Annotated in this window: 10 protein-coding genes; 6 read left to right on the top strand and 4 right to left on the bottom strand. The window is 61.1% G+C overall.

Annotated features, from left to right (window positions below):
- Nucleotides 1–101: 101 nt before the first annotated feature.
- Both HX851_RS35655 and earP read right to left on the bottom strand, forming a co-directional pair.
- Nucleotides 102–671: an elongation factor P gene (locus HX851_RS35655; RefSeq protein WP_100940667.1), complete on the bottom strand. Its 570-nt coding sequence runs from the start codon at nucleotides 669–671 to the stop codon at nucleotides 102–104.
- A gap of 48 nt (nucleotides 672–719) precedes the next feature.
- Nucleotides 720–1,853, bottom strand: coding sequence for an elongation factor P maturation arginine rhamnosyltransferase EarP (earP, locus tag HX851_RS35650; protein ID WP_177057417.1), 1,134 nt, complete (start codon nucleotides 1,851–1,853; stop codon nucleotides 720–722).
- Between the two features lie 125 nt (nucleotides 1,854–1,978).
- On the opposite strand from earP, the gene HX851_RS35645 reads away from it, so the two are divergent.
- Nucleotides 1,979–2,386, top strand: coding sequence for a hypothetical protein (locus HX851_RS35645; RefSeq protein ID WP_177064296.1), 408 nt, complete (start codon nucleotides 1,979–1,981; stop codon nucleotides 2,384–2,386).
- A gap of 14 nt (nucleotides 2,387–2,400) precedes the next feature.
- Complete coding sequence (locus HX851_RS35640; RefSeq protein WP_177064354.1) at nucleotides 2,401–2,883, top strand: GreA/GreB family elongation factor; 483 nt, start codon at nucleotides 2,401–2,403, stop codon at nucleotides 2,881–2,883.
- Between the two features lie 3 nt (nucleotides 2,884–2,886).
- On the opposite strand, the gene HX851_RS35635 is transcribed toward HX851_RS35640, so the two are convergent.
- Entirely contained in the window at nucleotides 2,887–3,141 is a 255-nt protein-coding gene (locus HX851_RS35635; protein ID WP_177057420.1) for a hypothetical protein, read from the bottom strand.
- A gap of 166 nt (nucleotides 3,142–3,307) precedes the next feature.
- On the opposite strand from HX851_RS35635, the gene HX851_RS35630 reads away from it, so the two are divergent.
- The 4 genes from HX851_RS35630 (at nucleotide 3,308) to HX851_RS35615 (ending at nucleotide 11,400) form a co-directional block, all read left to right on the top strand.
- Nucleotides 3,308–3,628, top strand: a complete 321-nt coding sequence (locus HX851_RS35630; protein WP_177057421.1) for an ElaB/YgaM/YqjD family protein — start codon at nucleotides 3,308–3,310, stop codon at nucleotides 3,626–3,628.
- 180 nt (nucleotides 3,629–3,808) lie between these two features.
- On the top strand, nucleotides 3,809–6,073 hold the full coding sequence (locus HX851_RS35625; RefSeq protein WP_177064295.1) for a hypothetical protein: 2,265 nt from the start codon (nucleotides 3,809–3,811) through the stop codon (nucleotides 6,071–6,073).
- A gap of 171 nt (nucleotides 6,074–6,244) precedes the next feature.
- Nucleotides 6,245–10,492, top strand: coding sequence for an alpha-amylase family protein (locus HX851_RS35620; protein WP_177064294.1), 4,248 nt, complete (start codon nucleotides 6,245–6,247; stop codon nucleotides 10,490–10,492).
- On the top strand, nucleotides 10,489–11,400 hold the full coding sequence (locus tag HX851_RS35615; RefSeq protein ID WP_177064293.1) for a M35 family metalloendopeptidase: 912 nt from the start codon (nucleotides 10,489–10,491) through the stop codon (nucleotides 11,398–11,400). The genes HX851_RS35620 and HX851_RS35615 overlap by 4 nt, the downstream gene beginning before the upstream one ends.
- Before the next feature lie 50 nt (nucleotides 11,401–11,450).
- On the opposite strand, the gene HX851_RS35610 is transcribed toward HX851_RS35615, so the two are convergent.
- Nucleotides 11,451–12,479, bottom strand: a complete 1,029-nt coding sequence (locus HX851_RS35610; protein WP_177064292.1) for an Ldh family oxidoreductase — start codon at nucleotides 12,477–12,479, stop codon at nucleotides 11,451–11,453.
- Nucleotides 12,480–12,851: the final 372 nt, after the last annotated feature.

The raw sequence follows: 12,851 nt of genomic DNA, 5'->3' as shown, positions 1-12,851 counted from the left end.
CAAGCCTGGCTCCTGCAAGGAACGGCGGCGCCCCCAGAAACAGCAGACACAAAAAAGCCCGGGACATGCCCGGGCTTTTTTTGTTCGGCGAAAAGCTGTGCTTATTTGGCACGGCCTTTGTAGGAACCGCCTTCACGGGTGTCGATCTCGATCATGTCACCGATTTCGATGAAGTCAGCTACCGACAGTTCGGTACCATTCTTCAGCTTGGCAGGCTTCATCACCTTGCCGGAAGTGTCACCGCGAGCGGAACCTTCGGTGTAGTCAACCTGCCGCACGATGGTGGTCGGCAGTTCTACGGAAACCAGGCGATCTTCGAAGAAGACGGCTTCGCAGACGTCGGTCATGCCTTCTTCCACGAATGGCAGAACGGCTTCGATATCTTCGGCGTTCAGCTCGTACATGGTGTAGTCGCTGGTGTCCATGAACGTGTAGGAGTCGCCGCTGATGAAGGACAGCGTCGCTTCTTTACGGTCGAGGATTACGTCGTCCAGTTTGTCGTCGGCACTGTAGACGATCTCGGTCTTGTAACCGGTCAGCAGGTTCTTCAGCTTGGTCTTCATGATCGCGCTGTTACGACCGGACTTGGTGAATTCAGCTTTCTGAACCAGCCAAGGATCGTTTTCGAGACGGATCACGGTACCGGGTTTCAGTTCTTTACCAGTTTTCATTGCGAATATCCGAATTTGGATGGGATGTACATAAATCTAGGCCGCGTATCATATCCAATTTCTATAAAACAGTACCAGCGCCGCGGCAAGATCAGCCCGAGAAGCCTGTTCCAGACACCAGTGTTCGGCGTGTTCGGTCAGCTCAAGCTCGTTGCGCAGCACCGCCGACCAGCTTTCACCCATGTCATTTCCACTGTTCCAGGCCCGCCACCAGCCAGTGAAAGCGGTCAGGGCCGGCTCGGACAGGCCCAGGGTATACAACGCGAGAAATGCCTCCAGTTTGTCCAGATGGATATCGTCTTCCTGCCGGTAGATATGCCAGAGCAGCGGCCGGCCGGCCCATTGCGCGCGAATAAACGAATCTTCGCCGCGTACGGCGTTGAAATCGCAGCTCCAGAGCAGGCGGTCATAGGCCGTCTGGGGGACGAACGGCAGCACCTGCACCGTCAGGGCGCGGCGTGTCTCGATGGCCCCGGCCTCCAACTGCCCGCTTCCCAACCAACCCTGGACATCCGCCAGCACCCGGCCTTCCGGCACCAACAGTCGGGTCGGACGGGTATCGGCCGCCAGGGCTTCGAGCCAACTGGCCACGCCTGCGTTCTCGTAGGCAAAAAGCGAGATCAACCGTTCACCGTCCGTCGGATTGACGCCCAGGGCGCGCAGGAAATCCCGGCGCGCCAGGGGATCGGCTTGAAAGGCCTGGCGCTGCGCCAGTAATCCCGCCTCCCTGAGCAAACCGCCTGTGCCCGGCTGAAACCCCGGAAAGAAGAAGAACTTCTGCACCTGCTTGTACTTGACCGATGGCAGACCGTGGCAACCGACAATCCAGTCCTCGGCGCTCAGGTAATCCAGGTTGAGCCACAACGGCGTGGTCGCGCGCCGGGCCATCGCCTCCATGTAATCGTGGGGTAACTGGCAGGCAAAGGCGCCGATCACCACATCCGCCGCCACCACCGGCCGCCACTCGCTCGACCAGCGACGCACCTCGACGCCTTCCTGGATCTGCTGCTCGCATTCGATATCGAGCTCCGGACACAACCGCTCGAAAGCCCGCAGATCGTCGACCCACAGGCGCACGGCCAGGCCATGCTCGGCTACCAGTTGCCGGGCCAGGCGCCAGGTCACGCCGATATCGCCATAGTTGTCGACGACGGTGCAGAAAATATCCCAGTTGGCCGGCATGCACGGGCTCCGTTTGGCAAAGGCGTCGATTGTCCGCATAAATCCACCTGCGCAGAAGAGCCGACGTCGATTAATCTTCATGCGACAATCGCATCCTGCGAAGAACCGCCCGCCAGGAGGCTGCCATGCCTTATCGCCCACAATCGCGTCGCCGCTTGTCCGTCACGCTCAACCCACTGCAGTTGACCGCCAGTATCGCGCTGGGCATCTGGCTCGGCTTCGTCGCGCTGGCCCTCACCGCCTGGCTCATCGCCCGACTCTTCGTGGCGCAGCCATTGGCCCCTGTCGCCGAGGCCGTCCGGCAGATCAGCCAGCCCACCGCGCCGGTCGCGCCACAAGCCCCCGGCGACTCGACGCAGATGTTCGAGCAGTACAAGGAAAACCTGCGCAAGAACGAAGAACAGCAGCGCCTGGAGCAGGCCCGCAACAGCTATCGCAACCTGTCCAATCCCAAGTGCCAGTTCTGGTTGCAGCAGGACCAGACCGCGCCCAGCGACAAGAGCCGCGCCAACGTGCTGCAGTTCTGCAATTGAGCCGTTTGCACAGCATGGACAAGCACGCACTGCACCAGCGAATCATCGACACTCTGGCGATCGACCTCGATGTCCTGCAACGGGCGGCACAGACCGCCTACGAAGCCGCGACCCATGAAGAGAACATCGCCGAAAACAAGTACGACACCCTGGGCCTGGAAGCCTCGTACCTGGCGACCGGGCAGGCCCGGCGTGTCGAGGAAATCCGCCAGGCCCTCAAGCAGTGCCGGGAACTGCCGTTGCGCCCTTACGACGACAGCGCGGGTATCCAGCTGGGCGCCCTGCTGACCCTCGAAGCCGAGAACGGCAGCGAGCAGCGATTGTTCCTGGCTCCGGATGCCGCCGGCCTGAAGATCGATTGGGAGGGCCGGACGATCACCGTGATCAGCCCGCGCTCACCACTGGGCCAGGCGCTGCTGGGCAAGCTCGACGGTGACGAAGTGCAGATCAGCGTCGGCGCTGTGCGCCAGACCTACACCGTGACCGAAGTCAGCTGACGCTTACTTGGCCGCCGCCATCAGGCGGTTGACCTCACTGCGCACCATGCTGGTGTATTCCGGCGGCGATAGGGTGTCGAGTTCCGCGCGCACCCATTCCGCCCACTTGCCCTTGCGCTTGGAGCGCTCGCCGAACAGACGTGCCGCCTCGCCCTTGGCCTTGCCCAGGTTGCTCTGCCAGAGGTCGAACAGGCGGGATTTCTCATCCTCGATGGTGGCCCGTTCGGCCAGGGATTTGTTAGCCAGATTGAAGCTCATTGGAAAATCCTGCGGTACAAATAGACCCGTATCTTACACTGTCACTAGAAACATCCGATCGAGGATTTTGCTTCACCGAGGTGAGCGGACAGAAAATTTTGCAACTTTCCCCGGTCCCGCCGACTCCCATTATTCAGAGCATCATTCACTTCGAAGGAATATCGCCATGGCCCGTAAATCCGCCGTACAAGCCGCCGAGGACCAGATCAAGGACCAGGCCTTCAGCGAGTTGCAAGCGCTGATCCAGGAGTCGGAAAAACTGCTGAAGGACAGCGCCGCGCTGGTGGGCGAGGAAGGCGAAAGCCTGCGCGCGCAGATCAGCCAGAAGCTCAAGCAGGCTCTGGACTCGGTCACCCATGTACGCGAGAACACCCGCCCGGTGGTCGAGGCGACCGAAACCTATATCGGCGGGCATCCCTGGCAGACCGTGGCGATTTCCGCCGGCTTCGGCCTGGTGGTCGGGCTGCTGCTGGGCCGGCGCAACTGATCGGACACCGTTCCCGCGGTCCCTTGTCTCCCCAACAAGTCACTCCGACAAGGGACACGTCCGCCACAGGACGATCTACCACCCCACTCTCCCACCGCAAGGTAGCGTTTTTTGCCATCTGCCGCGAAGCCTGGCCTGCCAGTGCCCAGCGGTTCGTCAGTACGAACGAAGGCAAAAGCGATGACCACCGATTCAATTCCCTACGAGTTCTCCGAAGCCCTGGAACAGCGCGACGCCCCCAACAGCCGGGAAATCGCCCTCAAGATCACCCAGCCCGATCGCAACTGGTTCAAGAAAATCCTGCTCCCCAACCGTGACGCCCGCCAGGCGTCCGACGATCCGATGCATGTCGAAAAAATCCTGCTCAACGCCCACGGCATGACGCTGGCGGAGCTGGTGGGAGCCCTTCTGATGAGACCCGGCACCTCGGACTGCGCGTACCTCTATACGCCGGGCTTCGGCATCGAACACTTCGACACCCGGGCCGAAGCCATCGACAGTCTGCTCGATCGCCTGGCCATCAAGGCCCGGCGCGAAGAACTGATGCGCTTCGTCGCGTTCGAGATCAAGCGCCGGATCACCTTCGACACTCACCTGCAGCTCAAGACAGAACCCATCGAGGGTGCGGTGTTCCTCGACTGGCGTCGCTCAATCGATCGCCATGAGAAACATAATCTGGAGTCCTTGGGTGAGGAGTTGCTCAAGCTGCCCAGCCTGGCAAACCTGCTCGACAAAATGCTCGACGACGAACTCGCTCGGCGCTTTGCCAACATCGACCTGACGACCGTCAGGATGATCAGCTATGTGAGCGCCAGCCGAAACGACAGTGATGACACCGGCGACCCGCAATACCAGCCCGTCACGACTCACTCGTTGAGCGACGCGCTGCTGGCACACTATCGCGCCGGAGCATGGCCCGCCGGCCAGCGCCGCGTGTTCGTCGCCCCCGGCTATAACGCGGTGCCGGCGGATGTCGGGTACTGGGAAGGCGCCCTGGCGAAAATCTCCGGCAACCTGAAGACGCGCATGCAAAGCGAGCTGGAAAGCTACTGGAACGGCCAGATGGATAGCGGCCATTCACGTCGATCGTTTTTTGCCGAGATCATGGGCACCTGCTGGCGCACCGAACTGCTCAAGCAACTGGACACCCTCCCCCCGCCGATCTTCGAAAACAGGCTGGAGGCGATCATCGCCAAGCAACAGGAGAACATCGAATACGTCCTGGTTCGCTACAGCAGGAGCAAAGGACAACTGAGTCCCGGCGCGGCCCTGGAGGCCGCCTTGGACATACGCGCGATGATCAACAGCAAACTGCTGTCGATCAACAGTCTGGAGCGCTGGAGCATCCGCCTGGACCCGGCGCCGGATGCCCAGGCCCAGCCGGCGGTCCAGCCCATGGCGTCTCCGACCACGACGCCAGCTGCCGCCAGTGAACAGCAACACACGCTCGCCACCTTGAAGAACCAGCTCGCCAGTGAACTGGGCAAACGTCCTGATCTCCTGGAGTTCGCGCTCAACTCGCTGCGCACCGAGATGCTCGACACACCGCAGGCCAGCCTGGAGCCGTCGCAGATTTACATCAATCAGTATGAAAACGTCTCCGCCAAACTTGAAGAGCTCCAGCCGGGCACCTCGACGACGCTGCCCGAGCATCTGCTGGAACGCTCGGTCGGCCTGGTCCCACCGCTGACGGAAAGTATCGACAGCGGACTGTTCAGCCGCGGCCGGGACGGTCATTGGTCCAGGATGACCAACCTGGATATGGCCACCGCCAATAAACTTGTCGATGCGGCGCTGGTGGATTTCCTGCCGCGTTTCCTGCACCGGCATCGAACGATCCATTCACAGCTCAGTGCCATGATCGGCCAGGCCATGGATAAGGGATTACGCTGCGAGGCACGGCAACGAGTGCTGGCAGGAACCCTGGACGACAGCTATCTGAATGAACTGTTCTTCGAGCCCGGCCTGGACACCTATGAGCCCATCCGACCGAGGACCTTCAACCTAGTGCTGCACAACATGGCCGCCATCCTGATCCATGAATTCAGCCACATCGTCTTCAATACCGTGGATATCGCCTACCTTGACTCCTTCCGCCCCTTCTACGATCTGATCGACAACACCACAGCCCATGGGCTTGAACTGCAAGATTCGCTGAAAGAGCTTCAGGAGACGGCGCTGTCGCAGCGTACCCCGCTCAAGCAGCTGTTCAGGACATGGAACGAGGTCACCCGGAACTGGGACGATATCAACGGCGAACCGTGCAAACAGGTCCTGAAACTGACGCGGACCGCCGACCTGGAGGACGCCCGCTGGGAGTTTCTCTACGACGAAGCCCGAAGAATCGATGTCATCCTGGCCAACGCGGACTCCCTCGCCCTGCTGATCAACTACCTGGGACGGCCCCTGGAGTTCTATCCGATTTTCAGTGGCCCACCCGCCTGAGCCCTCCCCTCTGGAACCCTTGTTTCCCCTGCCTCCGACGGCGGGGGAGCACACTCCAGCACTATTTAACGCCGCCCGCCGAGTCGGCCCCTGTAGCGTTTCTGTCCTTCCCGAGCGATGCCGAACCCCGGCAAGGCTCACCTCTCGTCCACACGAACGAAGGTACAGAACATGTCCGACCCATCCACTGTCTATTACCTGTCCCAAGCCCTGGAACAGCGTGATACCCCCAGCAAGCTGGAGCTGTCACTCAACATCGAGACCGCCGATCGCAACTGGCTGCGCAGCCTGTTCCTGGCCGGCCAGGATGCCCGCCAGGCCCTCGATACGCCGATGTTCGTCGATAAACTCTTCATCATGGCGCAAGGTTCTCCGGCGGCCGACCTGGCCGGTGCCTTCCTGGTCAGCGGTCCCCCGGAGCACCCGCTATTCCTCTGTACCCCGGCATTCGGCCTGGAGCGTTTCGACAACCGTGAGCAGGTGTTCAAGCGGTTGCACGAACGCCTGAGTCAGCCCCCGCAACGCGACGAGCTGCTGCGTTTCGTCGCCTTCAGGATCAAGACCGCTATCCGTTATGAACCGCCGCCGACCCTGGTCACCGAACGAATCCTGGGCGTCGTCCTGGCCGATCGACGCCAATCCATCGAAAACTACCTCAACTACACCCTGACCAACCTGCATGACGAACTGCTCAGGTTGCCCACCCTGAAATTCCTGATCAACCAACTGCTTCAGAACCAGTTGGGCAGACACTTCGGTTCACTCAGCCTGACGAGCGTGAAGGTCATCAGCTATGAACGCCCTGCCTCGGACGGGCGCACGGCCTCGCTGCCACTCAAACAGGTCTCGACCCGCCTGCTCGGTGAGACCTTGCTGGAACACTACAATCGCGGCGCCTGGCCCGCGGGGCAGACCCGCGAATTCATCGCCCCCGGCTACGCTTCCCCGGTGGCGGATACCGTCACTTGGGAGAGAGAGATCGCGAACCTCTCCCGCCAGTTGAAAAACCGCCTGGAAAGCGCATTGCAAACCTTCTGGGAAGAGCCCCTCGACAACGGCAAACCTCGCGGCGACTTGTTCATCGATGCCATGGGCACGCGCTTTCGAGCCGAATTGTTCCAGCAGGAGCAGGACAGGAATGCGATCAGTCCCGAGGACTTCTATCCACTGTGCGGGCTCTACCCCCTGGACAATCCACGGCTGCGGGACCTGACCCTCTACTCGCTGGCCATCAACGCAAACAGGCGCTCATCCGTACTGGCCAACACCTTTGTCGTGCGCAGCGACCGTCAACAGCATCCAGCTTACTTCCTCTATGCCTCCGGTCGATTGCAGGTGTTCGAGAGCGAGAGTGCGCTGCTGGCTTCGGTCACGACACGACTCCAGGACACCAATCAAGGCGATGAACTGCGTCATGGCCTGTCACTACGCGAACGCGCTGATTTGAAGAACGCGCAGATCACTCGAATAACGCTGCTGCCGGGTGAGCTGTCGGTGTTCAAGGCGCAGCTCGAGGGTATCGTCGCCAAACAGCGGGATAACGTGGCGTACGTACTCGAGCGCTATCGCAGCAGCAACGGCGCCCTGGCGCTCGCCGCAGCCTTCGAGAGAGCCGTGGATGTTCGCGCCCTGATCGACCCCAAGCTGGTTTCGCTCAGCCCCCTGGGGCGCTGGAGCCATCGACTGGACCTTTCGCCCAGTGAGCAATCCGTCGGTCCGGGCCTGCGACACACATTGATGCCTATGCTCGACACCGCCAGATTCCAGTTGAACGCACTGAACGAGCTCAAGGCCCGCCTCACCGAAGGACTGAAAAATCGCCCGACCCTCAAGGCCTTTATCCAGAGCGAACTGTCCACGGTGCTGCACAGTGCCCATGGGGGTAACCTGTCCCCCGGCGACCTCTACATCAATCACTACCCGTCCGCCCTGTCCCCACTCGACGACAGCACGCAGTTGCCCCGCCATTCGCAGAACCTGGTGGAGTATTTTCTCGAGCGCCTGACCCAGCACACCGGCGCACTGGCACCGTCCACTCACATCGGCGTGTTCAGCAAGGATGCCGAGGGCAACTGGGCGCGCGTGTCCAACCTGGACATCGCGCAGCTCAACACCCTTGTCGAGCAGGCCATACCGGATTTTCTCGGGAATTACCTACGCCGACAGCGCAGCCTCTATGGCGAACTCTCCGAACCCTTGAGCGAGGCCGTGACCAGCGGATTACGTCGCGAAGCACAGTTCAAGGTACTGCTGGGCAACTTGCACGAAACCGACCTGGAGGTGCTCGACAATATCCTCGATAGCGCGCGGCGGGAACAGCGCCCCGGCCTGCGCGGCTTCATTCCGGACGCCTTCGGGCTGACCCTGAAAACCGATGCACCGGCAACACCGGTCAAGTTGCACAACTGCTTCCTGCTGACCGAGCGCGGCGGCCTGAACACCGAACACTCAGGCTCCGTACTGCTCTGGACCCCGGTCCATGGAGCGGAAGCCTTCCACTCGTTTCACGCCGCCGAGGTCGAACTGCAGCGGCGCCTGCATGACCCCGTGGATCGCCTGGCATTGCTGGAACAGATCGCCAGAAGCGAACGACCGGCGATTTTCCCCCTCCCACAGAACCACCACACCAATCACCGGGCGTATCCGGCCCTGAGCTTTGAATTGATTCAAAGCGACTTGCGCGGCAATCGACAACACTCGCTGGTCGACAAGGCGATGGGCGATCTGGCCCACGCAGCGGCCTCACCCTATACGAGCGAACACTTTCACCAGCATCTGCAATCCTGCCTTGATACCCACTCGACAGTGCCAATGCTCGAGAAAGCCATCCATGCCGCGCAAAACGCCGCCCTGCACCTGGCACTGCCATCCTGGCTGGCCGGCACCACCGACAGCCGCCAGTTCGCCCTCGCGAGCCTGCTCGATCGCTACCGCCAGGACGCGGATACCACCGCCGACTATCACCAGGACATCCCCGATCTGCGCGACAACGCCAGGAGCAAGGTCACGAGCCTGCTGTCACGGGACTTTCCGACAGCGCAGCTCGACCCGGACAAGATCAGTGTTTCACTGACGCCGCACAATGCGGCCGTTGTCCTGCGCGAATCACTCACCGACTTCGCCCTGCGGCACTTCGACGAAATCGACCAAAGCTCGATCGTCGTCAGCACGCAGGAGGGCTCACTGCCCAGGGAACTGACCGGCGAGCGCTTCAAGAGCCTGGTAAAAGAGGCCGCCGTTGGCAACCACTATGCGAACCTGCTTGCCTCCTATCTGTCCGACAGCGCAAGACGCCGCCCGGCCTTTCGCAAACACTTTTTCTGGCAAAGCCTGCTGCATGCCTTCACCCAGATGATCCGCAACACCTTGTCCGCCACTGCCCACGGCTATATCAAGCACCTGCTGGGGATGCCGGACGGCCTGGCCAGGAAACCCCTAGACGGGCAGAACATCGAATTTCGCCCACTGGAATTGATCAGCGACGCCCAGGCGAAAGCCGACCCCGTGGCGGGTTTCTATCTGATCGGCCCCAAGCGTGGTCAGCGTGGCCCGCAAATCCTCTTCACCCCACAGGGCCCGCAGCCGATTTTCCAGGAGTACACCAATGAAACGGCCTTGCTGGCCGACCTTGGAAACTCGAACGGCCTGCAACAACGGGTTCTCGAACGGCTCGCCAATGCGCGACGCGGACACTATGCAAATCAGGTATTCAGCGCACAACGAGTGCTCTTCGGGATCAGCGATAACCCGCTGCTCGGCAATCTCTTCCAGCGGCTTTACCAGGACACCAGCGCACTGCTCGGGGACATGCTCCGCCGGCAGAGCGTGCAGGACCAGCACCCGGCCTGGAACAACGTCTTGTCCTGGCTCAAGGGCGGGCTCGACCAGGGCGCGATGTTCATGCTCGGTCGCTTGCGCCTGCCACTGTTGGTCTGGCAGACCCTGCCACGGTTCAAGGATGCCGCGCAAAAAGCCTGGCAGGGCCAGTGGGGCAAGGCGATCGAAGAGTTCGTCATCAGCCTGGCGCAACTGGCCGTGGCGCGCCGGGGCGGGAGCCGCACGGGACTTTCCGGCCTCGCCCAGACAGAAGCCGAAGGGCTCCTCGAATCCCCCTTTCCCGAACCGAGCTGGGACGACAGTCGTCTGACCCCTGGACAAAAAGCCGCGATCCTCGGCCATGAAGCCCACGCGGTGGCCCTGGAGGACATGATCCTGAATCTGGCCGCAGGCCTGTACACGGACCCGACGACAGGCAACACCTTCGCCGCCGTCGGCGGAAAAGTCTTCCAGATCCAGGAAGACGACCGGCGCTGGCGCATCGTCAAGGACAACGCCCGGGGTCCCTGGCTGCAACAGAACCGGTACAAACAGTGGTCATTCGACCTGCAAGGACGCTGCATCGAGGGACTGTCGCCATGAAGCTGTTCGATTACTGTCTGAATCGCAGAGCAATCCGCGAGGAAATGCGTGTGGAAGCAGTCGGAATGGACAGTATCCGCAGGCTCTACCCCAGCCGGGCACGCATGATCCGTCATGCCCATGAACAAGCGGTGAGCTACCTGAGCGATACCATGAGGAACCTGGATCGACTTTTTTTCGACGGCCGCCTGGATCAGCGACGCCGCCTCTTCGTGGAAAAGTTCTTCGATACGTCCCAGGTGAGTGAATACACGATCCGGAAAATCAAGCTCCGTGCGCACATAATGCTTGGGGAACTGCTCAAGCCCTCGCTCAATCCCGAGACTTCGTCACGCTACATTGTCGGCTCGGCCGTGCACCCGGAGCACAGCATCCAGGCATTCACCCTGCCCAGGGAAGCAACCAGGCGAATCTATTTCACCGAGCGTTTTTTCGATCCCGGCTTCCAGGTCTACCTGCCCATGCGCCCGAGAACCTTCGACATGCAGGGGCACAACATGGGAACGGTCCTGCTGCATGAAGTCAGCCACCTGGTGCTCGATACCGTCGACCTCGCCTATCTGGATTCGAGCCGTCCCTTCCTCGACCTGCTGGATACCAGCACGCTGGCCGGAAGGATTCGTCACGACGCCCTCGAGCGAATCCAGAAGCACGGATTCTCCAGCAGCACCCCCGCCAATGAGTTGTTCAAGGAACTCGATGACTACGACCTGCACTGGTATGACCTGGTGGGAAAATCTTGCCAGCGCGTGTTGCGACTCACCGGGACGCAGGACCTGGATGAAGCCCGCCGCGTGTTCCTCTCGGATGAGAACAAAAGAATCGATGTCATCCTGAACAACGCCGACTCCCTGGCGTTATTGCTCGCGCACCTGGGCAGGCCGCCCGAGTACCATCCCGCAAATTAGCTCGGGGTCAAGCGTGCCGCCTGGGAGGTCGCCCTTCCCAGGCACAGCGCTTATTGAGCGGCCAATACGCGCAACTGTTGCAGATCGCTCTCGGCCAGTACGATCCCGTCGCGCAGCGATTCGGCGCGCTGACGGTGACGCCGGTCGCCCGGCAGGCGTTGCAGGCCGACACCCTGCATCTGCTCGACCAGTGTCCGGGCGCGCTCGGCGAAGTCCTGCCCCGCCGATTTGGCCGGATCGATGACAATGATCAACTGCCCGGTCCAGGGGGTCTTGGCGCCAGGATGTTTCGACCAGTCGAACTCGAACGAGAAGTTGCCGCCGGTAAGGGCCGCCGCCAGCAACTCGACCATCATCGACAGCGCCGAGCCCTTGTGGCCGCCGAACGGCAGCAACGCACCGCCATCGAGGATCGCCTTGGGGTCGCGGGTCGGCTGGCCGTCACGGTCCACGCCGATCCCGTCCGGCAACTGCTCGCCCTTGCGCGCCGCGATCTGCACATCGCCATGGGCCATGGCGCTGGTCGCCAGGTCGAAGACGATCGGATCGCTGCCGGCCCGCGGCGCGGCGAAGGCAATCGGATTGGTCCCGAACAGCGGCCGCTCGGCACCATGGGGCACCACGCAGGTCATGGAGTTGACCACGCTCAGCGCCACCAGCCCGTCATAGGCGAACGGCTCGACATCCGGCCACAGCGCAGCGAAATGATGGGAATTGCGGATCGCCAGGACCGCGATACCGGCGCTGCGGGCCTTCTCCAGCACCCGTTCGCGGGCCGCGGCCAAGGCCGGCTGGGCAAAGCCGTTGGCGGCATCGACCCGCACGAAACCCGCCGCCACATCCTCGACCACCGGCACCGCCCGGCCATCGACCCAACCGCTGGCCAGGGTCGAGACATACCCCGGTATGCGGAAGATACCGTGGCTGTGGGCGCCATCACGCTCGGCACTGGCACAGTTCACGGCCAGGACCTGCGCCACTTCCGCCGAGGTGCCATGACGCTCGAAAACCTGCTGCAACAGCGCAACCAGGTCAGCGTAGGCAATGTATTGAACAGCCGTATCGCGAGGTGCAGACATCCGAAGCTCCGATTCCGATTGGTTTTGTTGGAAGAACAAGAGAAAGGCAGTACCCGGGCAGGGGCGCAGGCACTATCGAGCGGCCATCGGGGAACTGTCAAATTTCCTGGATAAGAGCCGAAAATAATGTACACATTGCTGTAACCATAAGTGTCACATCAATGTGCACACTCATCCTTACCGCACCAAAAAGTGACAGCTCATCAGCCGGGCCTGCCGAGACAGGTTTTACACGTTTTCAGATCCCAGCATTAATAGCTGTTCAAACGGTCAAGTTATATCTCTTCAATTTCATACAGTTAGTTTTCCATAATAAGAAAACGAAATTATCGGTGAATTTCATAGTCCTAAAACTGGCACAGAACTGGCTTA

It is taken from the genome of Pseudomonas gingeri, assembly GCF_013385635.1.
Taxonomy (GTDB): Bacteria; Pseudomonadota; Gammaproteobacteria; order Pseudomonadales; family Pseudomonadaceae; genus Aquipseudomonas; species Aquipseudomonas gingeri_A.
Note: the sequence above shows the minus strand (reverse complement) of the source record. Positions and strands in the feature narration are given on the sequence as shown.